Origin of the sequence: Pseudomonas viridiflava, from assembly GCF_900602065.1 — a bacterium.
Lineage (GTDB): Bacteria > Pseudomonadota > Gammaproteobacteria > Pseudomonadales > Pseudomonadaceae > Aquipseudomonas.
Genome location: NZ_UWFN01000328.1, coordinates 82,487 through 106,890 on the forward strand (window position 1 = coordinate 82,487; position 24,404 = coordinate 106,890).

General features: G+C 55.2%; 16 protein-coding genes. 8 read left to right on the forward strand and 8 right to left on the reverse strand.

The window, feature by feature from the left end; translation table 11 throughout:
- Window positions 1-335 precede the first annotated feature (335 nt).
- A complete protein-coding gene (locus tag EE949_RS24770; RefSeq protein WP_162874005.1) occupies window positions 336-1,130 on the forward strand; it encodes a hypothetical protein in 795 nt (264 codons plus the stop codon).
- Here the strand turns inward: EE949_RS24770 and EE949_RS24775 are convergent.
- The 7 genes from EE949_RS24775 to EE949_RS29685 all read right to left on the reverse strand — a co-directional run bounded on the left by EE949_RS24775 (window position 1,120) and on the right by EE949_RS29685 (window position 10,748).
- Window positions 1,120-1,635 carry a hypothetical protein gene (locus EE949_RS24775; protein ID WP_122666711.1) on the reverse strand — a complete coding sequence of 172 codons (516 nt, stop codon included), beginning with the start codon at window positions 1,633-1,635 and terminating at the stop codon, window positions 1,120-1,122. The two genes, EE949_RS24770 and EE949_RS24775, sit on opposite strands and share 11 nt — an antisense overlap.
- A gap of 3 nt (window positions 1,636-1,638) precedes the next feature.
- Window positions 1,639-2,799, reverse strand: coding sequence for a hypothetical protein (locus tag EE949_RS24780; RefSeq protein ID WP_122666712.1), 1,161 nt, complete (start codon window positions 2,797-2,799; stop codon window positions 1,639-1,641).
- Complete coding sequence (locus EE949_RS24785; protein WP_122666713.1) at window positions 2,796-3,590, reverse strand: hypothetical protein; 795 nt, start codon at window positions 3,588-3,590, stop codon at window positions 2,796-2,798. Before EE949_RS24785 ends, EE949_RS24780 begins: the two co-directional genes overlap by 4 nt.
- Window positions 3,590-7,615, reverse strand: a complete 4,026-nt coding sequence (locus EE949_RS24790; RefSeq protein WP_122666714.1) for an AAA domain-containing protein — start codon at window positions 7,613-7,615, stop codon at window positions 3,590-3,592. The genes EE949_RS24785 and EE949_RS24790 overlap by 1 nt, the downstream gene beginning before the upstream one ends.
- Window positions 7,608-9,578: a hypothetical protein gene (locus EE949_RS24795; RefSeq protein ID WP_122666715.1), complete on the reverse strand. Its 1,971-nt coding sequence runs from the start codon at window positions 9,576-9,578 to the stop codon at window positions 7,608-7,610. The genes EE949_RS24790 and EE949_RS24795 overlap by 8 nt, the downstream gene beginning before the upstream one ends.
- 321 nt (window positions 9,579-9,899) lie before the next feature.
- Entirely contained in the window at window positions 9,900-10,583 is a 684-nt protein-coding gene (locus EE949_RS24800) for a DDE-type integrase/transposase/recombinase (protein WP_205504788.1), read from the reverse strand.
- Between the two features lie 12 nt (window positions 10,584-10,595).
- Window positions 10,596-10,748 (reverse strand): hypothetical protein, encoded by a 153-nt coding sequence (locus EE949_RS29685; RefSeq protein WP_205504786.1) that lies wholly within the window; start codon window positions 10,746-10,748, stop codon window positions 10,596-10,598.
- Window positions 10,749-11,439: 691 nt separating this feature from the next.
- On the opposite strand from EE949_RS29685, the gene EE949_RS24805 reads away from it, so the two are divergent.
- The 7 genes from EE949_RS24805 (at window position 11,440) to EE949_RS24835 (ending at window position 23,729) form a co-directional block, all read left to right on the forward strand.
- A complete protein-coding gene (locus EE949_RS24805) occupies window positions 11,440-13,014 on the forward strand; it encodes a hypothetical protein (protein WP_162874004.1) in 1,575 nt (524 codons plus the stop codon).
- A 12-nt stretch (window positions 13,015-13,026) separates the two neighbouring features.
- On the forward strand, window positions 13,027-13,527 hold the full coding sequence (locus EE949_RS24810; RefSeq protein WP_122666717.1) for a hypothetical protein: 501 nt from the start codon (window positions 13,027-13,029) through the stop codon (window positions 13,525-13,527).
- Window positions 13,528-13,541: 14 nt separating this feature from the next.
- Entirely contained in the window at window positions 13,542-14,036 is a 495-nt protein-coding gene (locus EE949_RS24815; protein ID WP_122666718.1) for a hypothetical protein, read from the forward strand.
- 3 nt (window positions 14,037-14,039) lie between these two features.
- Window positions 14,040-17,144 (forward strand): DEAD/DEAH box helicase, encoded by a 3,105-nt coding sequence (locus EE949_RS24820; protein ID WP_122666719.1) that lies wholly within the window; start codon window positions 14,040-14,042, stop codon window positions 17,142-17,144.
- 48 nt (window positions 17,145-17,192) lie between these two features.
- Window positions 17,193-21,797, forward strand: coding sequence for a sacsin N-terminal ATP-binding-like domain-containing protein (locus tag EE949_RS24825; protein ID WP_122666720.1), 4,605 nt, complete (start codon window positions 17,193-17,195; stop codon window positions 21,795-21,797).
- A 544-nt stretch (window positions 21,798-22,341) separates the two neighbouring features.
- Window positions 22,342-22,671, forward strand: a complete 330-nt coding sequence (locus EE949_RS24830) for a hypothetical protein (RefSeq protein ID WP_122666721.1) — start codon at window positions 22,342-22,344, stop codon at window positions 22,669-22,671.
- Window positions 22,672-22,760: 89 nt separating this feature from the next.
- Complete coding sequence (locus EE949_RS24835; protein WP_122666722.1) at window positions 22,761-23,729, forward strand: DUF932 domain-containing protein; 969 nt, start codon at window positions 22,761-22,763, stop codon at window positions 23,727-23,729.
- Between the two features lie 250 nt (window positions 23,730-23,979).
- Here EE949_RS24835 and EE949_RS24845 read toward each other — a convergent pair whose 3' ends face one another.
- Window positions 23,980-24,297, reverse strand: a complete 318-nt coding sequence (locus tag EE949_RS24845) for a helix-turn-helix domain-containing protein (protein WP_122666724.1) — start codon at window positions 24,295-24,297, stop codon at window positions 23,980-23,982.
- Window positions 24,298-24,404: the final 107 nt, after the last annotated feature.

Genomic DNA, 24,404 nt, shown 5'->3' on the forward strand with positions numbered 1-24,404 from the left:
CATCCCGCTGACCGATTGGGCTCCGCCGCTGGTCGAACACCTGGGACGCTACTTTGACGTCAGCGAGGGCATACTTCAGCTGGACTACGCCCACCTGTCTGCCGAGAACACCAGCGATACGTACAATTGGCTAGGGATGTGGCTAACCGGTTGTGAGAACTTTGCGTTCGAATTCAAACACGCTGCACGGCTGGGACCCATAGCACTGCCCCTCGCAATCCTCGGGCACGGATCCACCGGGAATCAAGGGTTCATCGTCCATCCTGGACGAGGATGCCTATGGGTCTGCCGAGGAGGCCTTCAGGAAGGACGTGCTTCAAGGCGACTCCCGGGCCTTGCGCGAAACCATCATGTCGGTGATCGCGCCCCGTGAGATATGGGTGAGTTGGTTGCTTGACGCCCATTCATCTGAACGGTCTCGCTTTTTGGACGATCAGGAGATCATGGCGGCGCTGGTGGCCAGTACATCGAAGGATGATTGCATCGATAGCCTTCAACTAGTCGCGCCCAGTCACGGTCAGAATAACTGGGCCTTCGAGCAGATGGTCGAGCATCATTGGCAGCATGTAAGCGACTACTTGGAGACCCATGTTGGGTATTCAGGCTCAGCAGTGCCTAAACTCGTCTTCTCGCTGTTTGCGAACTCGCCGACGGTGCAGACGTCCCGGTGGGCCTGTGAGCAGGTTCTTGAACGAGCCGATCCGACGGTCTTTCCTCATCTGATCCAACATTGCCGCACGATCGTGGCGGACGATGTGCGCAACCTGATCCTACGCTGGCACATCCGTTCGAAGACCGAGAAGAAAGACAATTTTAAGGAGTGCGTTGCCAAAGCCTGCTCGACGTTTGCTACGTTGTTGGCGGACACCATGCCCTCAGACCTCGCGCTTGCAGCGGTCTGGCACGATTTCGGGAACTCAGCGCAGTCCGGCCAGCAAAGCGTCGCTGCAGGCCTAAGAGAATTGCCTTCCGGGGCGTGGGACCGAGAGGCAGGTCAACTAGGCCCCGCTGCACGCGAGGCTTGGCGGCAGGATCTTTTCGACCAGGCACCGGCTCACCGAAATGACACGTTTGCCAAAATCAAGGATGTGCTGACTCGGTTTACGACGCATGTCAGGCTCAGAATCTGATATCACCCAACAGCCGGATCAAGCCTCCGTTAAAGAGGAAGTCCTCGGTCCAGGCCACATTCATGGGCATGAAGTGGCCTTCAAGCCCCGGAAGATAGCGCTTGCGCGACCAGTTGTTGACGATATACCCCGGTGATCCATCGCCACCTACCGCCATGCCTCGCTCCAGGGTGAGCATTTCACCACCCACCTCCTGAGCCGGTGAAGAAAGACGGCTGGAGGCATCCTGCGCAGCAGGTTTGCGAAAATCACGCAGGGCTGGCGCGAACCAGTCGATAAAGCGTTGCGGGAAGTCACTCTGCTCGATCCGATACCCGCCATCGGGCCGTGCATAGGCGCGAAGAATCGAAAGGCCGCCGTTATTGGCAAAGAACAGATAGTGCTCGCCAGGCGCTTGCGGATTCTCGATCTGATTCAGCAGGCGTACGCCAGCCGGCGGGCTCTGCGGATCATCAATCAGCGCCAGAGGCGGTTTGAGAGGGTAACGTTCAGCTCTTTTCCACATGACTCACCCCTGGACAACGTGAACCGCACCGGCGCGCAAATAGGCGTCGAGCTCGAGTTTCTTTTTGTCGAAGCTGAACAATTCGACCACCCCGTACTGTTGCTGACTGCCTTCAATCAGATTCGCAGTCATGCCGTCTCCTCGAAAGTATTCGTTATTGCCCACTTGCATATGCATGCGCAGACGCTCCAGCAGAAGAATCCGGGTCTCGGGCTCCACGCTCCGGGTCACGAGAAACTCGTCGAATTGAATGTCGCTCAGGCGCCAGGCACCATTCCAGTGTGCTCTGGCCTCTGTGTACAAGGTCCGATATTGCTCCTGAAACTCCAGGGTCAGGATTTCATGAGTCAATTGCGGCGGATACAGGTCAGGCAATTCCTGATTGACGAACGCGCCGATTTTTTCAAAGGTTGCGCTCACACTGGTGGATTCGCAGACAGCCTGGGCCTTTTCCGAATCGATGACCAGCAGCATATATTCGCGGCCTTCGTCATATTCCAGCCCGAGCTTGTTGGCGATCAGTCTGTAATCGCTGTCAGCGTCCTCAATCTGGCCGAAGCTGGTGTTCCAGTATTTGACGCCAACCCCGGACGCCCCTTCAAAGGCCATACCCATGAAGCCGCCTTTGCCGTTGTCGCCAAAATATTTGCGCTCCATAAAACGCACCTTGTAACGCGACTGGGCGACCGTATCGGTGTGAGACAGTGCGCGAAGGTCCTCATCGCTGAACATCGGTTGATAACCCTTGTCGTCGATACGCTGCCGGGCATCCTTGATGCGGTCATGCACGCCCTCCACGGTCAGCGGTTCCTGATCGCGGCGGGCTTCCCATGGGCAATGTGCAATGAGGCAGCGATCCATTTGCTGCATCATCATGTGCAGTTTCTGCTCAGCGAGTCGGCCTGCCTCATCCCTGGCGTCATCTCTTGACCGTTGCTGACGCTCCAGTTCCCGGCTTTTCTGCGCCAACAACCCCAGATAACGAATCCGCAAAGCCTCGGGCAACTGATCCCAGCCGACCAGGGCGATGAGTGTCAGAATGCCTTCGAGGTTTTCCACATTCAGGGTTTGCTCGATCTCCACAATCAAGGCTTCGATGCGCTCCAGATCACGCTTGAACCGGTCGCTGCCATCGGTACGCGGATAGCTGATGACACCGCTCAAGACTCACCTCCGGCACGGTGCCTGATCAAGCCTTGCAGTAGCGCTTGAGGTGCTTCGTCGAGCGGGCGGTAAAGCGACTCGATATCGTCCCAGACGCCCACGGCCAGCGAGGCGGCATTCGTGCGCTGGAGCAGATCGGGCAGCAGCTCGGCCAATGCGGCATCGACGCTGATCGCATCACGCTCAAGCTGTTGCTGGAGCAAGGCCAGGCGCGTCGAGAAGCCTTTGCTCGCCATGGCCGGATAACGCTGCTGCATGCTTTGCAAGGTCTGATAGGCCCCTGCGGTCAGACGCACCTCATCGCCCTCGATGATCAGCATGCCGCCCTCCTCCATGGCTTCAAGGGTTGCACCCAGCGTCGAAGGCCGACCGATCCGCAACTGGTCAAGACTGTCCATCATCTGCCCAAACGCCGGATGCCCCGGTTCAGGCAGACGAAAATCAAGCTCGAAATCCGACTCTTTCAGCGCACTCAGCACGGCCTCATAGTCGCCAGGTTGCAGATAGTGCGAGCCTTCATGGGGCAATTCATCGAGCCAGCCCTGCTGTTCCACTACCTGCATGTCGAACTCTGCCCATACCGGCAGGCTAAAGTGCTTCAAATGCATACTGGCTTTCTGCAATCGGGCATCCTCATGCTCTGCCGCACGACCGATCCGAGCAATAAGCTTCAATAAGCTGGCGGCATCGCCTCGCTGTCCAACCGGGCAACTGTCCAGCCGCTGCTGGTAGAGACCGATCTGTTGTTGATCGATGGTCAGGCGAATATCGTCGTGCGCACTGTTTCCCATCAGAAGCTTCCTTCATAAAGTTTCTGCAGCAATTGCATGGTGATGCCGGGCTTTATCCCCAGGGTCATTTGCGCAAGCTTGAGCACATCAGAGGTGGAACCACTTGGCGCAGAACGAGTGATCACCGTGCACGACGGTTCAGCCATGCTCCAGCGGGTTGAATTTCCTGCCGTCGAGTTGCTTTCAGCGCTTCGCATCTTCTTCAGCAGCTTGTCTTTGAAAGAGGCCAGGCTTTCGCTCGAGTCGCCTGCAATGCGGCCCTGGAACTGCTTGCCGGCAACCGTCAGATGAGCGCCAAGGTGCTCAGCCTCCATGGCTTGATGACGTCGTTTGACCGAGTCGGACAGCACGTCAAGAATGCCCATGCGGACACGCCCCAAGGCCGCGCTGGACAACGACTCTCCTCCTGGCACCAGCAACTGCGAGTTCAGCAACGACTCAAGTTCAGGCGGCACGGCATGAGGCTGCAGCGAATCGGCCTGGCACTGGATGCGCACCAGAACATCCACCAGTTCACGAAACAGTTCGGCTCGCACTCTGGAAGTGTCGATGCCTGCACGCCGCTTGCGAAAGGACGCCCGCTCGGCCTCAATCTGCTCGACCACATCGGCCTTGAGCTCGTTTTTCAGCTGTTTGAGCAGCTTTTCATGAGCCTTGACCGCCTCTATCTGAAAGCCTTCTTCAATGGCTTCACGAGTAATTGCACTCAGGCGCACACGACTCATCCTGGCTCGCACAAGAGGCTCGTTGCGAAACTGCATGCTCAGGTGCCAGGCAATGGTTTCCCCGACATAATCGTCATCCGTCGCCAGAATAATCTCTTCAAACAAAGGCGCTTGCTGGCGGATTCTTTCGACCAGAGCATGGGCATCGGGCTTGAGTTTATAGCGCAGCCTGAAACCGGAAGCGATCAGCTTCTGCAAGTCATAGCAGGAAGCCTCCACCTCCGTGATGCTTCCGCCAGTCACCCACACCTCATAGTCAGTGCCCAGGTACTCGGCCAGTGCTTTCTGCTTGCCACCGGCCTCGATAATCACCAGCCGTTTCGGGAACAACCGCTCACAACGGCGCATGCCATTACTGCCCTCGAAACTGGCATGCCCCAGGTAGTACCCCATGTAGCGAGCCGAGTTCTTGCGCAATTCCTGCAGATCGACCTGACCATGATCAGCATTGACGCCATAGGTGTGCTCGCAGATAAACGCGAGAAAGCAGTCCTGCGCACGGGAAATGGCCACGTTAAGCAGATAGGGCTGATCCTGGAAGTAAGGCTGCCCCTGACTTTTTGAACCATGTACACCACTGAAAATCACGACTGGCTTTTCAGCGCCTTGCAGGGAATCGACAGTGCCGATGGTGACGCTCTCGATATCCGCGACAGTAAAGCCCGGCGGCTGCCCAATCTTGAGTGACACGTCCAGCAATGCCTGACGCAAGACCCCTACCTGCGGCTTGAAAGGCGTGACCAAGGCAATCAACTCGGCTGCGCCACGCTGGGGCTTGTTCCTGGCCTCATCCTTCCGGCGGTAGAAATCGAAAATTTCCGACCAGCGATCAGCCAGAAAACCCGCAAGCAGACGGGCCTCATCCCTGCTTATCCGAGAGCCTTCAGACGACTCGTTGATAAAGTCCGAATGCACCCAACTGAATGACGGCAACGGCCCACGCTCGATGGCATCGTGAGGCATGAACATCAGCTTGCTGTTGTAAACCATCTCGTTGCAGCACTGAATGATGTTGGTCTGGCAACGATAATGACCGCGCAACATCAAGCCTTGCCCTTGGTGGGAATAGCGCGAAGCCCGGCGAATCAGGGCCAGCATGCTGCCGTTGCGAGTCGTGATCCGGCGCTGGAGTGCATCGATGAACGCTTGGGGGCGATAGCCGAAGGCGTGATAGGCATGGGCCTCATCCACCATGCTGATATCGGTGATGACCGGTTGCAATTGGTCGACATCGCCCACGACCAGTGCCTTGCGGGTCAGGCTCAGCAACGGCAGGGCCAGCCGCTGCTGGGCCTGGCCACTTTCATCCATGATCAGGAGATCGGCCCTGGCCAGCAGAAAACGCTTGCCCGACTGAGCATTGCCTTCCAGCCCGAACAATTGCGGCAATTTGTGCAGCGTCGACACCAGGCAAGGTGTGAGCATGCATAAACGCCTCAAGCCTTTCTCGACATTTTTGGCCGTACGGGTGATCAACAGCTCTTCGGAGCACTCCTGCAAATAGCGACCTTCCCAGTAACGCGCCGCCATATGGAAGGCGTACGGACGCAAGGTCAGATCCAGCAGGCGGTCGATCAGCAACACTTTCGCATCACTGGCCAACTGCTCGAAAGCCGCATCGTCCAACTCATCGAGGTTCAGGGCCTGATCGGCAATCCGCTCGCGCAGTACTTGCCGTAGCAATGCGCTGCGTTTTTCACGGGATACACCAAACAGCTCATGCAACTGGGCGGCAGTCATGAATGACTGATCACGCTCAAGCTCCCGGTTATCGGGATAACCCGGTACCAGATCGGCCAGCAACGCATGCAAGTCGGTCAGCTTGCGTGCTTGAGCCAGGGTGTTTTCCACTTTCAGGGTGGTGGTAGCGATATGCGCCCGGCAACGCTCGATCGCGTCCTCAAGCTGCAGGCCTGGCTGGCCAAAAAAGCGTTCGGCATGCCCCACGTACTCGTTGATATGAGCCTGCAAGCGCGTGATATCGGATGCAGGCTTGTCCTTTTTATTGCTCCATTCAAAGACTGTCAGGTCGTTAGGAGCGCTGAGCTTGCCGAGAACAAAGTTCTCAAGCTGCCCTTTGGCTTCAAGGTCTTTGTAAGCTTTGCCAGAAGGGAAATAGGTGCCATAGCTTTGCGGTGCCGAAAACCAGCGCTTGAAATACAGAAGGTGCGCAGGCGGATCGGATTCAGCGCGATACAGCACGGCGGGGAACGCCCCGATCACGTTCGTCACCGACTGGTTGGTCGACCCTACCGCCACGGTGATCGGACACGACTCACCGTCCAGCGCAGCCTGCACCCATTGATGGGCAACCACGCCCTTGAGCATGGCGGTCTTGCCTGAGCCAGGAGGACCATTGACCGCCAGAACGTCGCCCACCTGGCAGCGAGCCAGCTTTTCCAGTACCAGCCGCTGGCTGTTATCCAGCGCAAACATTTCCCGATGCGACAGCCTATCCAGGCTGACCGCCTTCTGCTCATCCATATGACCCAGCAGATAACGGGTATTGCTTTCGATATCACTCGCCAGCCGGTCTTCTTCACTCGCCGTAACGCCTGGCAGGCCGTCATGAATGGCCATGACATGCGCCAGCGGCGTCTCGACCAGCATGTCATCGGGAATCTCTTCCAGAGCGTTGTAAAGATCCAGAATCCCGCTGATCGCGTTATTGTCTGCTTCGTTGTAGGTCGCCAGTTGCGCACTCAGGGTAAATGAGCGCTTGTAGCGGGCCTTCAACAAAGCGAGCAACTTATTCAGTTCACAACCTGTAGTGGCCAGACAAAGTTCAAGGGCATATTCGTGCCAGACCGACCAGGCATCGGTAATCGGAGGCAGATTCTGCTGTTTGAAATCGACGCAATCCTGCTCCTGTCCCAGCACGATATCGGGTTCGGCCTTACTGTCGTGCTCAAGCAGTTGAGTATTGAACAGCACCGGCCATTCCAATACTGGCCTGAGCGTGTAGAACTCCGAACTCGCTGAAAAAGGCCCGCTGCCAATGATCCCCGGCACCGCCAGAAAGGGTAATGACGGATGCCCGGCGGTTTCGAGTTGATAAACCAGGTACACCGGCTGAAAAACCATGCCTTGGGTATCATTTTTTTTGGCGGGTCTGGTTACCGCTGTGACGAACCGGTCATAAAGATCAGGCTCGGTCGGGATCTCGAAAATAGCCTCCGACAATTGATCGGAGCGCTCGATATCGCGGATGCGTGTACCGGTAACCGGCACAATCTTGTCAAAGCCGGGTAGTGCACACAGGTACTTGAGCAGATTCAGATAACGGCGCGAATCAGACATCGACACTTAACTCCACATTCAATACCTTGCTGACCTGATGCTCAGCGTTGAAACGTTTGAGGCGAACGACAAACACAGCCCCCTCAAGGTTCGGGACCCTTTTCAACTGGTGTTGCCCCGGATACTCGCGATAGCGGACCAGTGTGCCAGGCGCAACACCCGGCGGTGCTGGCTTCATCAGCTCCAGCTCATACTCACCCTCGGACTTCTGACTAACGTATCGAGCGCGATACTCTTCACTCTGTTGACCGGCAGGCCGCTCGTACAAGGTGGTACACACCAAGGCAAAGCCATATGGGTCATCGGACTGACGTACAACGTAATCAAGCGTCAGGCTGCCGCCTTCGCTCAGGGCCAGGTAGCCTGCCTTGCTCAACAGGCCAGGCGACAGAAACAGCGCCAGGGATACCTCGGATGTGGGTTGGGCAACGACAATCGCACCGCTGCGGTAGAAGTCCGGCAAGGCGTCGGCATAGGAAGACTTTTCAAAGCAGGACCAGCTCCAGAGCGCCTTGAGCGTCATTTCAAGGCCCTGGCGCATCATGATCTTGCGTGTCAGGTCAGTGTTGATTGCCTGTAAATGCCAGTGCGGGAACGATTTCTTGCCCATGCTGCGTTGCTGGTTTTCGATGACGCACTCCAGGCTGAAACCCTCGCGCAAACCGGCAATCCCGAAACGCAGCCACTCCTTGAGCTCAACCCGGTAAAGCAGGTCACTGACCGCCTTGCCGCCCTCAAACAGTTGCAGATACAACGCCTGAGGATCAGCGCCGACACGGACCTTGAAAAGGCCTTCAAGCCGGGCTCCCGTTTCGTCTACGGCATATTCAAAAGCACATGTCTTGGTGCTGAACACCAGCGGCACACGCTGAGGCTCTGTGCCTTTATATGCGACGTGATACATGGACTGCTTCTGCTTGAGACTCTGCTCGACAATCAGCTTCCCCCGGCCTCTGACCTCGATACGGACCTTCTGCTCCTGAGCCGCCGCGTCATCGTCAGAGCACCCGTCCTCGACAAGCGCCACATCCGCCCAGTACGGCCCTTCGGTATCGGGCTCGAAAACCCTGGCCTTGAATTGGGACTTCCCATCGCCTTCACTGACCTCGATCCTGACCCTGAAGGGCCTCAGCGCTGAAGGCTCAAACTCGACGAAACTCGCCCAGGTCTGGCAACTGAATACCAGACCATGACAACCCGGTAACGGGCTTTCCAGCAACAACAAGGGTTTCGCGTCGGCGCGCGTTTTCAATGCAACCAGTTGCAAGCTCTGCTCACCCGTCGGTAGCAAAGGATCAATTCCGGTTACTTCGTAACGCTGCTGCTTGGCCGACCATTGCGCGGTCACCGGCAGGCTTACCTGCCCTATTGCAGAGAAATGATCGATGCATCGAGTCCATAGCTTCGGGCGTGGTAACAGGCAGGGCAATGAGTAGCTGCGGCCCGTATTGGCATCGAGGTACTTGAGCGTGCCCTGATAATTCCCTTTGTCTTCATTCAAGTCACTGAGCACTGCGCCGGACAGCTTGAATCGGGTGAAATCGCCAGGCTTGATCTCGAACTCGCTCTTGCCTTTACTCAGGCTCACGGTTTGCAGCAAGTCCTGATCAATGGCCCAGGCAAACTCGGTGGCGAAGGAAGAATCCTTGAGGAACTGCAGGGTGCGTTGCTGCCCCTCGAAGGCAAGCCTGAGCAGCAGACAGGAATCCGTATACGTGCTGCTGATAACATGTAAAGGTTTATCAAGTGGCAAACAGGCGGGCAACAGATCGGTGACCTTGTAGTGCTCGCCCTGACGATTGCGTAGCGCCAACAGTGGTTCCTGATAATCGTCCTTCACCAGCTTTGCTCCACGCAATGTCTGCTGATCGATCATTTCAGTGGACTGCCGGTCCTTGTAACGCCATTTGAATACCGCTCCCGTTGCATCGACTTGCAAACGGGCTTCATCCTGAATCAGCATAATGTTCCTCTTTGTACCAACCCTCCCATGAATGAGGCGCGACAGGCTGGATAGTATTTTCCAATTCAGGTATGAGCCTGAAGCGAAGCCAGTTTGGCCTCAATCGTCAGACAGGCTGATCGGGTTAAAAGAGGCAGTGTAAACGGCGTGAATTTGCCTTGATGCCTTTGTGAATTTATTCTTATCAGGCCCCTGCCAGGGCCGCCGGCAGCCCCCCCGATCGTGCCATGTACTCATGCATGATCCTGTATTCAGGCCACACAGCGTCCGTTCAAGATACCGTCTGAGAGACTCCAGTCTGCTGGCTGCCTGGCCTCAAGATCAAGCCCGCTTTTTGACCTCAGGCTTGTTGAACATGGCAAACAATGCGGCCTTGGCTGTCCGCATTTCCTGGGCCGCCTTGAGGTCAGTTTTCTGGCGGGCTTGGACCTCCAAATCTTTGAGCGTGATGCCCTTTTTGAACGTCACCAAACGCTTCTTGCTGAGGACTGCCAGGCAGTCCAGCAGGGTCTTCACATCGGCGTGTTTGTAGACCTTTTTGATCTTGCCTTTGTCACTCACCACCTCGGTGGCAAACAGACATGGGCGGTGCATGTTGAGCCACGAATTGAAAGTGTTGGCGAAGAACTTGTTGATCGGTTTGGCATACTTTTGCGGGATGTGGCTGTAGCCCATATGTTGCCTTACCACGCTGTTGTTTTTTCTCTCGGCCAGGGCGTTATCGTTGCTCTGTCGGGAGCGTGATTTGGTCTGCTCGATGTTCAATTTGTTGAGCAGTTCGGCCCCCTTTTTGTTGACATACTCCGATCCATTGTCAGAGTGAAATCCTTTGATCACAAAAGGAAACTGGCTCAGGAAAAATTCCAGCACCGGTAGCAAAAATGCCTTGCTGATGCCCTCTACACAGGCCTCGACCTGCCACTGGCTCACAGCATCTACGCAGGTGATGTGGTAGACACCCTTTATGCCGTCCAGGTCCCCCAGGTGAACGCTGTCAATACGCACCCAGCCAGCGCGTCAGTTGGGACGTGGCGCCTTGCGTACACCGATCGGGTTGCAGACCGTTCGGGTCTTGGTCAGGGTGACGCGCAAGGCCTGATAGCCACTGCTTTTGCGCAGGTTGTAAAGGTGCGACACGGACAGGTTCAGACTCTTGAAAACACTGGACATGATCGAACTGCGTCGAGGGCGATAGCTGTCTGACGCGACCGTCTGCTTGGGTTGGTTGCTACCAGCGTGTCACTTCGGTTTGATTGGCCTAACGGTGTGTAATGGCATCGCACTTGACCACCCATTTGCATTCCTCCTGCCCAGCCGCTTGCATCAGAATTGACCAGCACGGCACTGATTGACGAACGGCTGCAAGGTGCCAAAACTGGACGTCTGATCAACGGTGTCTTAGCCGATAGCTGTCTGTCACGAAGAGCTGCAGACAACCAAAACGGGTGACTATTCCGAGCATTTGCGCCTTCTTGTGGCTAGGTAGGTACTGCATTTGTTTGAGGCTGTGAGGAGATGGCGCCGCTGCTGGCGGGCGCGCCCCCCCTTACATTTTTTTCATTGCGGCTCAAAGCGAGTACTCGGCCTAGCTACCCTCTTGCCGGTCGGCACCTGAGGTATTACCTTCCAATGGTTTTGGGCATGGCATAAAGCCTCTATCGTAAGGATTTTAACGAATTCGCGGATTCTGCGGGGAGGAGTGGGATAAGATTATCGTCATGCCAAGCCAGTGCTGCTCTATGTAGTGTGCGACGGTCTTTTCGTTTGACTGCCACCCATTAGGCACAACCCAATCTTGGCCGGTGGTATTGTCATGGGACCCAAAAGCCTGAGTGTGAAACACTCATGGGCAGCCCTTAACATGACGTTAACGGCAATATTTAACAGCCTATCAATGGATGGAGATGCTGGATTGTTTGATTTTCTTTCACGACTGCTGAACGTGCTTGAGCCTTCTCATACAGAGCGTAACTCTCGGCCGGAGCGCCCAAATCGTGCAGCTACTCCCATTCGTCCAGCGAGAGAAAAGAGTACATCGATTGGCAGGGAAAATTGCGGCAGGGTCGTCGTAGGCAGCGTGGTAAAGATTTTGCCAAAATCCGTGCTGGTCAAGTATCAGGACACATCTGTCTTGATTCCTCAGCATGAATTACTGAGCACAAACGCCAAGGTCGAAAACCCGATAAGCCTATTTAGCGTGGGCGACAACGTGGAGTTCGTATTAACCAGCCTTGATGAGAAGGGCTGGAAGGGAAGTGTCCATGCGCTTGCCGAAGCTCGGCTACGTAATGCTTTGGGCAGTCTGCAACCAGGCGCAATCGTGAGTGCACAGGTAGAGAATTTTGACGATCGAGGAGCCTGGCTGATGGCCGGGCAACTGCGTCTTTGGGTGCCACTCGCCGAGATCAGTTGGAGCTGGATTGATCATCCTTCTGAGGCTCTGAATTTCGCTCAAGAGCACAATGTGCAGATCAGCAATCTTCTGCTCGAGGGGAATTGGCTGACTGACAAACGCGCCCGCAAGGGACGTGTTACCGCGAGCATCAAGGCTTGCTTGGTACGACCTGAGTCGCCGCGCATCACGTTGTATTTTAAGGCAATGGAATTTCTGGTACGCACATTTGCGCGGGTGCCCAGACGTTGTGACGCCGTAGGGCTTTTTGTCCTTGAGGCACTGAATCAACAACTTAACGTAAATGAAATCGCCGAGCTGACTGGCTTGCCGTTGATTTCGGTCCAAGACATCGTTGAGTTGCTTGTAGAGGAAGACCTGGTAGAAGGTCAAATCATCACCCGGTCCGGCGAACGATTGTTGGCAGGCGTGGCTATCTCAAAACTGCTCAATGACTCTGACGTCGGTGGATTGTTTGCAAGCGCAGCGCCTGCAGATCAGCAAATTCACCCAAGTCATGCAGTGGCTCAGACATACCCTCGCCATCTTCCAGCGCCTGTATTCAGCCACAAACAGCAGAAGCGCTTCATGCGCTTAAGAGGCGACGAACTGCCGGATGGTTTGCTGGCGCGTGCTCAAATCAGCGAGGCGCAATGCGAGCAATTGACTGCCATGCTTCGAAATCCTCACGTTCGTGTGTTCCTATCGCAGACCCCAAACTGGAAAGCCCTGGAACTTGATGTGCCGCTGCATTGGGTGCTCGCAGGTCTGTGGAAAAACTTTCAACCGGTTGGAAGACCACCTTTCAGGCCTGCACCCAAGGAGAAGGGATGCGATGCGCTGCTTATGGTTCGTTATCTGGAAGCAGGGCAACAACTTTTTTGGGAGCCTGCAACCCGCACCGTATGGATACCAAGGGATGGTCGCATTAAAGCCCAAGAGGCTGACGTGTGTGAGGAGGACTTCACTCAACACATGTCCCCTGACATCGCCCAGCGCTTGGCAAAGTCAGGTCCTGGGACATGGTGTTGGGTACAGCTTTGAAATGGGAAAGTTATGAGCACTCAGATACCAAGACATGCGTTCTACTTTACAAAAACCTTCATATCCGCTGCCAGCCGACATGGCATTTCAGAAGGCCTGAAAAAAGCGTCGGCCGGTGCCAATCCGGTTTTGATGAGCATCGAAGCAGCATCAGCGGTATTGGGAGCTATCGACTCTTACTTGAAATTGCGCCAAGCCCGGGCACACCGAGACGGTCTTAAAGCTTTGATTCCCAGGGAAGAAAAACGACTCGAGCTTGAGCGCGAAGCGCTGGCCCAAGACATTAACCTGGCTCGAAAGGAGATGGAGCAAGCAGCAAAGGTTCGCCAGGTAGTGGGGCGGATGACGCTTCGATGCGTGCAACTGACACGTCATTGTTTGGATGAGTTGTCGTTGATAAGGAGTAGTGATTTGCCAGATGCCCGGTCATTTGACTCAGCGTTTGAGCGTTTGATGGAAGCAGACCAAGGGCTGCGCCGCAGTGTGGAATATTTCAATACCAGTGTTAATTGAACGGAGTCTTAGCCATGTCCAATGAGCGATTCAAACTGCCGCCCAGCCTCGCCAAACCCAGCGCGGGTAGTAAGTCGAGCGATGCCCTTGACCTCGCCAAGGAAAAAACATTGCAGGAACAAATCAAGCGTGAGACCGCATTTAGTGGGGATCGCGCCCAAGTGCTGACTGAAGGCATTGGGCTACTTCGCGACCTAGTTGGTGTGTTGCAATCAGCTGTGGAACTTAAAAAGACGTCTACTGAGTGGAAGCAACGCGTCAAGTTAGCTGAAAAAGAAGTGCAGAAGGCTCAGGCAGACCTCGAAAAAGTCAAAGCGCAGCAAGCGCCTGAGCTCCAGCGATTGAACCAGGTTGACGGTGTCCTCACGCCGGTTCTGAAAGCCTTCGAGAAACTCGAAGCGGTCATGGACCCCTCGTTGATCGACGACGACCATCAACGACAGATTCGGGCAAGCATTGAGGTCATGGTCGGTCGCATGGTCGACTTGGTCCAGCCAGGGAAGCGTTAATTAATGTTCATGCTATTGCTGGCGGGCATCACCTTAACCTCCACTGCCATCAGCTGGTGGAATGGGAAACGTCTGGACGACGTTAACACCGAGATTGAAGCGTTGGAGGCTGAACTGGCCGCCATTCACGCGATGCATGAACGCAAAAGCGCTGCCCTTATTCGCCCGTACCTGGTTCAGCTCGTAGAGATGTTTGAAAGTGAGTTGGCGATGCGCGTGGAAATCGCCAGTGAGCTGGAGCGGGCACACGCTCGTGCAAGGTACATATTGAGAAATCAGTTCGGCGCTCGTGAGTCCGCCAATTTTCGTCGGATGATGCTTGAAATCGAACTCGCCCGCGGGCGCATTACAGCTGAGCGCGCCTACCTCCAATTCACAGCACAATATATTCGTACCCTGTTTGGTGAGGTGCCAGCGCAGTTGCCGACCGTTGCTTGGCTCGAAATGCCTGCGGATTATCCCTGCGAGGGTGCAGTAGTTTCGCTGCCACAAGGTTTGCCTGGACGCCTCCAAAATTACATCATTGAGTCTGAAACATTTGACGGCCGAGGGGTATTTTACGCGGTTGATCATGAGACACGCTTCGCCCGCATTGGCAGCGACAAGGTGAAACTCTTGGATGCGGCGACAGCAAGCGGTGGCGAGACGTTGACAGGTACGGTCGTGCGCCTGGACAACAATGAAGCCCAGTTGCAGATGGATGATGTCATCCTGCGTTTGCCACTTGGCAGACAAGAAGGACAATGGATAAGACCCGGCATGGAGCTGCAAGTGTTCGCTGATGGCTGGACACTTACTGACGTACTCGGCGACTCGCAGTCCCAAAATTTGCTCGTGAGATTGCACCCCCGCATATCAGGGCTGGAGGAGTACTGGTGGCCGGTCGCGCTTGGCATCAAAGATGATCAGATAGCGCTGATCCAACACATGTGGGGCTATTTTCAAACGCCAGCAATCCAGGATAGGCCTTGGCATATTTATGAGAACGATGACGGCCGTCTCGTCTTTCAGCTGGGGCGCTATGCCTTGGTCACCGAAACCGATGCTCAGCAGCGATGTTTTCGATTGCTGCATGTACTAGAGGATTGTGAGTCGCCTGAAGAGGTTTTACGCAGCTACGTCGCCCTTTCCCCTGTTTTGATAGGGGGCGAGGATGACGAATTGACCAAACGCAATCGCTTCCAGTCTTTTGTGTGTGCCTTGAATGAAGAGCGGCTTGGCCAGCGAAACGCTGCTCGTCAACGAGAGGTCGCCTTGCATTTACGCAAGCTGTCATTGGTGTACCGTGAGCAGCAGCTTTACCTGGAGCAGAGCGCAAGCTGTGGTTTTCTTCCCGGCCAAGTCGAGGAGAATGGACGCAAAGTGACAGGTTTGCTGAGTTCGCAAGGCATTCCCATTTGGTTGAAAGCTGCACTGAGCGAGCAAGGTGCACCTCGTTTGCGGGCCGTCGGACGAGACCGTGTATGGCCTTTGCAATCGTTCAAGCTTCTAGATCCCCAGCTTGGTATTTGCGAGTTTACGCTGGCCCCGTATAAGCGGATGAATGAAGCTGAGATCAATCCCTTCGATTTGTTTCGGCTTGAACTAGTCAGGGAAGGCAGTCAAAAGGAAACACTCTCCAAAGCACTTGAAAAGGCGATTTCCGGCGATTTTGTAGCACCTTCAGTACACAGTGCAATCTTTACACTTGACCCTGAGCCCGTCGAAACGTCGAACCTGGGACAGGAAGCGGTGCTCCAAATCTTGGCGTCAAATGAGCCCGTACTGGCAGTCTGGGGCCCCCCGGGGGCTGGGAAGACCACCACTTTGGTGCAGTGGCTCAAAACCCTGTTTCCAGAACAAACACCACATCTCTGGCCACGCATACTGATCACCGGCCCTACTCACGTAGCGGTAACCAAGCTGATTGAAGATCTACTCAAGGCCGCAGAGTACTTGCGGCCTGTCACGGTACGCTACGGCAAGAAGGACAAGATCAGTGAAGCGCTCGAAGCCAACTGGCATCAAATCAACATCGATGCACTGAGCGCAGGAGATGCGCAAATCAATCCCCAGCTGCACGATACCTGGTCGTCCCTCCTGAAATCTCGCAAGGGGCGCGAAGCGGCAAGTCGCTGGACGTTCCGCGACAAGTTGATCCACGGTGCCACCTGTACAGGGATGGCGCGTACTGACTTTGCTTTGATCAAGGAACCGTTCGATTGGGTGATAGTGGATGAAGCAGGCAAAGCCTTTGCTGCCGAGCTGATGATCCCGGCTGCCATTGCTCGGCGGATAGTCCTTGTCGGGGATCACAACCAGCTGCCACCCACAGTGACTACCGATGTGTTGGATGAGCGCATTGGCTATACATTGCCTCTGTCGGAGGTGGAAACGCTACTGCGCAAAAACTTCTTCCAGGAGCTGTATGAAGGGTTGGAACCGCAGGCCAAGGGAATGCTGACCGTACAGTACCGGATGCATGAAGATATCGGTGACTTGGTCAGCGCGCTATTTTATGAAGATCAACTGCAATCGCACCGCAAGGGTGGTACCTGGGCGCTGACGGCTGCCCGCGCATTATTTGTAGACTTTTCCAATATGCGGAATTATCGGCACAAGAAGGCAGGTACAGGCGACTCTCCTTCATCTCTGGTCAACTCCACCGAGCGCGCTGCGCTCTACCAACTGCTGAATGCGCTGCACAAAAAGGTAAGAGCAGCAAAAACTCCCTTGAAGCTATTGGTTGTGTGCCCTTACAAAGGACAGTTAGAAATCATCTCCCAAGATACGGAAGGCAAGCAATACGCATTCGAATTGTCTGTCGCGACTGTCGATGCCGTACAAGGGGGAGAAGCCGACATGGTGATGCTGCTGATGACCCGCGCAAGCGGAGACACTCAGTTTCTCCTGGATCGCCATCGCCTGAATGTGGCGTTATCAAGGGCTCGTGATTCAGTCATTATCCTAGGTCACCTGGATTGCCTGGCCGGCGATGGTCAAGGCCCGGTTGCGGAGCTGGTCGCGGTGGGACGAGCAAAGAAAAGCTTGAAAGTCATTTCGTTGCCAGATGAGGCAAAATTTCACAAAGACCTAGTGCCGGCGGTATTTCCGAGCGCAACAGCTTAGGCGATTTATTTCATTTCCAAGGGATCTCGCACTGCCTAAGCAACAGCAATGCCCCCAGTCAATTCGTTCGACCTTGTGGGGCGTGCAAAAGGGTTGTGCCTGCAGATTGGATTGGCGAAAACGAAGAAACACGAACTAGGTGACGCAATGGCACTACAGCGGGAGCAACGGATCTTTACTGCTGAGGATTCACAATGGCATGCCCGCGAAGTCGTTCACCACGACCCCGCAACGCGTCGTGCCTTTTCGTTTGTTCCTCTAGATGGACTGGCTGCCGACGCTGGTGTCGCAGCACTTTCGACCCAACTCAAGACGCTACCTGCAAGCATCCGGAATGCTCTGGCCAATGCTGAATCGAGCGCTGCTCATATCAGCGAGGATCGGTTGCAAGGTCTTGCTGAGCTCATTCAAAATGCCGACGATCTCGGTGCAACATCTGCAGAGTTTGTAGTTGATGTGAACGGGGCGCGCCTCATGTTTCGGCACAACGGGGCCGGGCTTACTCTTCACGATGTGTGGGCACTCGCGATTCCCTGGCTAAGCCTCAAACTCGACGATCCGAACCAGTTGGGTCGATTTGGAATTGGCTTGAAAACGCTTCATGCGCTGTCAGATATCCTTGAGGTCCATCAGGGCTATTTTCGCGTTCGTTACCAGGCAAACGATCTGTCGGTTGCCAAAAGCGATGTGACGTGGCCGGACGAAGAGCCAACGGACGCCATGACCACGTTCGTGATCCCATTGGAGGCTGACGTATCAACCGCAGCGATCGTGACCCAGTGGCTGAAGCATTGGAGTGATGCCGGATTGGTTTTCTTGTCCTCTCTGAATACTGTGACGTTGCGAGGGGCTACTGGTGATGTGCTAGCCCGACTTCACATGGATCGCACCGCTCCTGAGACTGTAAAGAGCACGGGTGGTGAGATGACTCGGCGTATTGCCAAGGCCTCCGACTCTCGCGAGTGGGTCATCTATTCGCGATCAGTCCCTGTGCCCACAGGCTATGCTAGGGCACGCAAAGCCCACACGCGTTACACACCCATCGCTGTTGCGTTTTCTCTCGTCGGGTTAGACGCCGGACATTTGCATGTTGGCCTTCCGGTACGTCCAATCGGCCTGCCATTTCGAATGATGGCCCAGTTTGACCCACTGACCAGCCGCCGAGACATCTCTGATGATCCCTGGAATCACGCATTAGTTGAGCCGCTGAGTGCGCTGTGGCTTGACGCTGTGCTGGAACACTTTGAGCGTAATCCTGCTGCCGCATGGGCTGCGATTCCCCTGAACAGCGACTTGGATGACGACGGACAAACAATTGGACGACTGCGGGCTGAAATTGACCGTCATTTGATGGAAAATGCAAGAACGACATTTGCCAATAAAATTACTCTACAGGATGGTCAGCAGCGCTATCACCTTCATGAGCTATCGTACGAAGTCCCTGAACTTGAGCATGTCTTGACCCCTCACAATGTCAAGACCGTCGCAGGCACCGCTGGAACAGTTACCGCGGCAGTAAGATCAGGCGACAAGCGTTGGCGAGATGCCCTTGAAGAGCTCCGCGACATCGGAGCGCAAGCGCCAACACTCGTCGAAGTGGTCGACGCCCTTCAACTACTCGACGACGTCCATTGCGATCCTGCATTCGTGGCCGACCTTGTCGCTATTGCTGTAGAGAAAAACTCCACAAATGAACTGGAAAATCGTTCCTGCCTCGTTCTGAATGACTCCGCCCGAATCACCCCCATAGACGTCATTGGACTTGGCTTGCTGTTGCCTGAAGAAGCCGCGAATTTGTGGGACATTCTCGACATCGGTCGACGACTTCATCCGGCATACAGGGAGCGGCCGGGATGGAAGAGCGTGCGAGAATGGCTTCACAGAAGTGGCCGGCTTCTGATCGAGGCCACCGATAAGGTGGCATTGGGTGTGCTCGCGAAAGCAGGCAACAACGACGTTGAACTCAATACACCACTAACCGACGAACAGGCTGACGGGCTACGAAAAGCGTTTGAGCAACTGTCAATTGGCGATCGCCAAACGTTGGGAGAGGGTATCGGTCGGGCGGTCCGATTCGCTGCTATCACCTACGACGAGGCCGGAAAGAAAATACTGACGGCGGCGAGGCCGAGTGAGGCCTACATCATCGAGCGTGAGACGAACGCATGGAAAGTGGCCGCGGGCAAAACTCCCGGCCTGATCTGGCTCCACAGTCGATATGCGGAGCAGTTTCGCGCCGAGTCCGGCCGTGAAGGGATCGGGGCTCAGCGTCTGTTTCGTTACTTGGGGGCTGAGACTGCTCCCCGGCTGGCCACGCATTCAGCGCACGTTCATCGTTATGCATACACCGAACCGGGAGTCCGTCACATCAGCACGAGCTCACCGCAACGCAGAAATCTCCAGATGAAGGATGCCGGGGCAACCTATACGCTGGCGGATCTAGTGTCACCCCACCTGGATGCAGTGCTTTCGAATATTGCTAGTGAAAAGAAAACCACCGACAGGGTACGGCGCGCAAGCGCCGTCTTGAACAGCCTTAATCGAGCTTGGGACCGTCTCGTCTCAGATACCAAAGTGCGCGCGGCCATCGATTACCGCTCCTGGCAAATTAAGGGTCATGTCGATGCGTGGTGGGTGGCGAAGGCCGCTTCGATTCCTTGGCTCACCTCGGCCAGCGGGGCCGCTACCGCACCTGATCATCTCCGGATTCGGACGGCAGCTACAGAGGCCTTTTTCGGAGCTAACCCTGCTGGATACCTAAATGGCCAGCTCGACAATGTCGCGTACCAGGAAGTACTAACCACTCTAGGCGTTGCGGGTGATCCGCGTCCGGACCAACTCCTCGATAAACTACGCGCGATTCGGGACGAGTATCCTAATGATGCAACCGCCACTGCGGACCATGCAGCACCTCTATATCGCGCGCTTGCAACTCAGCTCTCCGGTCGAGGATCATCCCGGCGACCTGGCCAATTGACCCTCAGCGCACTGCGCTCAGAGTTCGGGAAGGGTGAGGGGCTGATTGCAACCAATGTCGGGTGGCGGCGGCCGTCAGTCGTCCGAAGTGGGCGCGCAGTGTTTGGACCAATGCTGCCGTTCGTTCCGGCCATCGACGGTACAGATCCGCTGTGGAAAGTGCTGGAGATCCGCCCACCGGATGTAACAGACGCAAAGGAGACGCTCCGTAAGTTAGCCAAGCGAAATACTCTTACGGAAGACCAACGGCTCGTGATGCTAGAAGCATTGCGCATTCTTGCTGGAGCAGCGATAGATCAACGAGGAAAGCTAGCTAGAAGCCCTGTGTGGGTAGGCGATCGCTGGTTGTCGGTGCGCCCCATCTTCGCAGTTGAAAATCCGCTTATCGCTGGCGGTTTGGCGGGCCAGATACCGGTCTGGAGCCCAGGCGGGGCGCTGGCGCAACTAGAATCGTTGGTCGAACCATACGGGCTTACGCGTATCGACGCCTCCCAAGCTTGGGTCAAAGGAGCCGAGTATGCGGAATACGACCCCGAACTCACCCACTTATTCTCTAATGCGGTTTCCAACCTGCGTAGAGACCTGGCGTTGAGCGACTCCTGCAGTGAAGCCAGCATACGGGTTTCATGGGACGCGCTATCGCGATTCAATGTCTGCGTTAAGCACGACCTAACCGTTGAATTTGCCGATCTTCTACCCGGTAAAATCTTGTCCTTCAAACCGAAGGCTTGGATTGACAAGGATGCAGCGACGTTTTACATCTCCAATCCGGAAGATCTCGGTGATCCGGACTCAGGTGCGTATGCAATCGCAACAGTCTTTGCCAGCGATATGCGGCGGATGGCCCATGATTGGCTCGCTGCTTGGGCAGCTTCGAAAGCGGGGCATCGAGCGGAAGCGATCAAAACAGCCGCGAGCCTCGAGTCTGAGCAAAAGCAAGCGCGGGCCGAGCGAGAGGATGCTGCTGGTGTCGTGCTTTTAAAAATGTCAGAACTGTCGGAGAGCCGTCGTCAGAAGAAATTGAGCACAAAGCTGGGAGGCAAGCAGGCTGAGAGTGCGGAAGAAGAAAACGCACGCAAGCAGTCTCCCAAAACTCTGGTAGATCTCTCGAAACTGAAACTGAAAAATCCTGCCGGGCAGATTGTCGAAGGATCCAACTCGAAAGGCGATGTGCCCCCGGACAACCAGACAAAGGACAATCCTTTGCTGCAGGATGTCGACAGAAACAGGCCAAAGGCGAAGCGAAAAGCAGGAGCTGGGGCACCTGCGCGTAACTATACGCAAGAAGAGCAGGAGAGCCTCGGTGCGGATATCTGTCGCTGGGTTCTTGGGCTCGATGAAACCGAGATCGTCGACATTCGCAATCAACATAACGTCGGAGCAGATGCGATCGACATGTTTAACAATTTCTATGAGTACAAGGTGTATGCGGGCGCCATTCCGGACGTGATTCGACTCGAGCCCAGCCAGATCGAAAGGGCTCGGACTACACCAAATTTTTTTCTCGTCGTGATTGGGAATCTTCAAGCTGGGGTAGGTGATCCTGAGGTGCGCATAATCACAAATCCTTTGGACAAGCTCGCATTGCGGCCAACCGCATCTGTTCAGTTCGCCGGCGTGCTCGCTGCTAAAGCGCTGACTTATCGATTCACATCAGAAAATAGCGGCGAGGAGTAGGGTACGCCGTTGAATCCGCACTTCCGCATATCCCAGAAGTCGTGACCTTCGTGACAACACATGTCATGAGCCTTGTTCATTGACCGCCAAAACTACATATCTTTGACACTATTGTCCGACGATGTTGCGATCACTTCTTGCAACATCGTCGAGCATTTATGCCGACGCCCACTTCCGAGGCTGGCTATCGAGCGTGAGCAACCCAAACTGGAATGACTGCTTTTGGCCGTTTTCTGCCTGTCGCCAGTGATCGCTTATGACCAAGGCAGGCATACAAACTTACAAACAGATGCAGCGCTCGAAACAGAGCAATATCTCTTCCTCATCACACAGCCCAAGTCTATTCACTAAGCGAAAGGGCACGGATTTGACGTAAAAGTATGACTTCAAAAGGGCATCTGCGTTTTTACATAGCCTGGGCCGACTTCTGCTGATAAATCATCGCTACGATAAGTCGCTTTATACCGTACCGGACGCATATTCGACTCGAAAAAATCTCAATCACACATCACTGCATTGACATCCCACCATGGAGCTTCGAACCATGTCATTGCATTGCCCGCGCTGTCACTCCCTCAAAGTCGCTTCTTTCCATCACGCAAGGAAAATCGGCGCAGCCATTGGCACCCTCGGCGGCGCAGCTCGGGGCGTCAGCGCCGCACTTGCTGCCTGCCAGGCAGGGGCGCTAATCGGTACTGTCGCCGGGCCTGTCGGCATAACCCTCGGCTCGGTATCAGGCGCAATCCTCGGTGGCCTGGCCGGCAGTGTCGGCGGCTGTGCACTCGGCGCTCAACTGGGTGACTCGCTAGATCGTCACGTACTCGCCCACAACCTCTGCTTGCTCTGCGATCACCGCTTCAACCTACCTGCCTAAACCATTTCACCTCACTCATTAATCACGTCCGGAAAGTGCTGCGCGATGCGCAGCATCTATGCCGGCTTGCACCCTAAGGAATCGTCAACATGGCTCACCAAATCGAAAACATGGCTTACATCGGCACGACTCCTTGGCATGGCCTGGGCAGTCGTCTCACCGAAAAACAACCGCTGGAAGTCTGGCAACGTGAAGCTGGGATGGACTGGCAGATTCAGGAAAGCCCGGTTCATTTCAAAGCGGACGCTATCGGCCATATGGGCAGCATTCACTCCTTCCCGGAACAGAAGGTACTTTTTCGTTCTGACACCAAAGCCCCTCTGTCCGTCGTGTCACAGCGCTACCAAGTGGTCCAGCCCCGTGAGGTGTTGGAATTTTACCGAGACCTGACCGAGCGCTCAGGCTATGAGCTGGAAACCGCTGGTGTGCTGAAAGGTGGCCGCAAGCTCTGGGCACTGGCCCGCACCGGACAATCGACAGCGCTCAAAGGCAATGACGTGGTGAATGGCTACTTGCTGCTGGCCACCTCCTGCGACGGCACACTCGCCACCACCGCAACGCCGACCACCATTCGCGTGGTCTGCAACAACACACTGACAATTGCCATCAATGGCGCCAGCCAGGCGATCAAGGTGCCACACAGCACGCGCTTCGATCCTCGCACCGTCAAACAACAACTGGGCATCACAGTCTCGCAATGGGACGACTTCATGTACCGCATGCGCACACTCGCCGCCCGCCCCGTAAAAGACCATGAGGCCAAGGCGTATCTGCGCAGTGTGTTATGTGAAGTGCAGACCGATAAGCCTGAGCACACCGGTCTTTCGAATGAACGTGCCTTAAACAAAGTACTGAGCATGTATGAAGGACATGGCCGAGGCGCCGAGTTGGAATCCGCCAAGGGCACCGCCTGGGGTTTGCTCAACTCAGTCACCGAGTATGTCGATCACGAGCGACGGGCGCGCAGCAATGAGTACCGCATGGACGCGGCGTGGTTTGGTCAAGGAGCTGTTATCAAACAACGCGCACTCGAAACTGCTCTTCGATTGGTAGCCTGACGCTGCTCTCCACCACTGCTGCTTGGGCACTCTCCGCTCAAGCAGTTTTTTGCCTGAAGGAAATCACGATGAATGTAATTCGCTTTATCGGCTTACTTTTTCTGTTTTTCGGAATACTGGCCAGCTGCGTCTTGGCAGTTTTGCTTGTGCTCATCTTGGCGCGATTTTGGCCATTGCTGATAGCTGTGGTGCTCTCGTGCCTGATATTTGAAGTAGTCGCAAGGAAGGCCGGGGCAAGGCACCTACAAAATTAGTTTGAGGGCTCAGCGAAAAGCAACTCATTCAGCCGACTCATTAGCTCCACGCGCCTGAGCGGATCAAGCTTATGAAACTTAGCCAGCAACTCCGCCTCATCATCCTCAACGGCATAAAAAAATGCTGCCGGTACGTTGAGCACCTTGCTCAAACGCTCGACAAAATCAGGAGCCGGGACCCGCTTTCCCAGCTCATAGCGATTCATGCGAGTACTCGCAGACATCTCATCCAGACCAGCATCCAAACCTAACCGCTCCTGCGATAAGCCTGCCTGCACGCGGGCCTGCTTTATGCGCTTTCCCAAGACTGACATGCACACAATCCATTTACCAAAGCGGCATCGTGATTGCTTGTCTTTCGCTCGATACTACCGTTTTGGTAGTATTGGGATGAGCTTCGCAGCTAGCGAGTCTCTGAGAC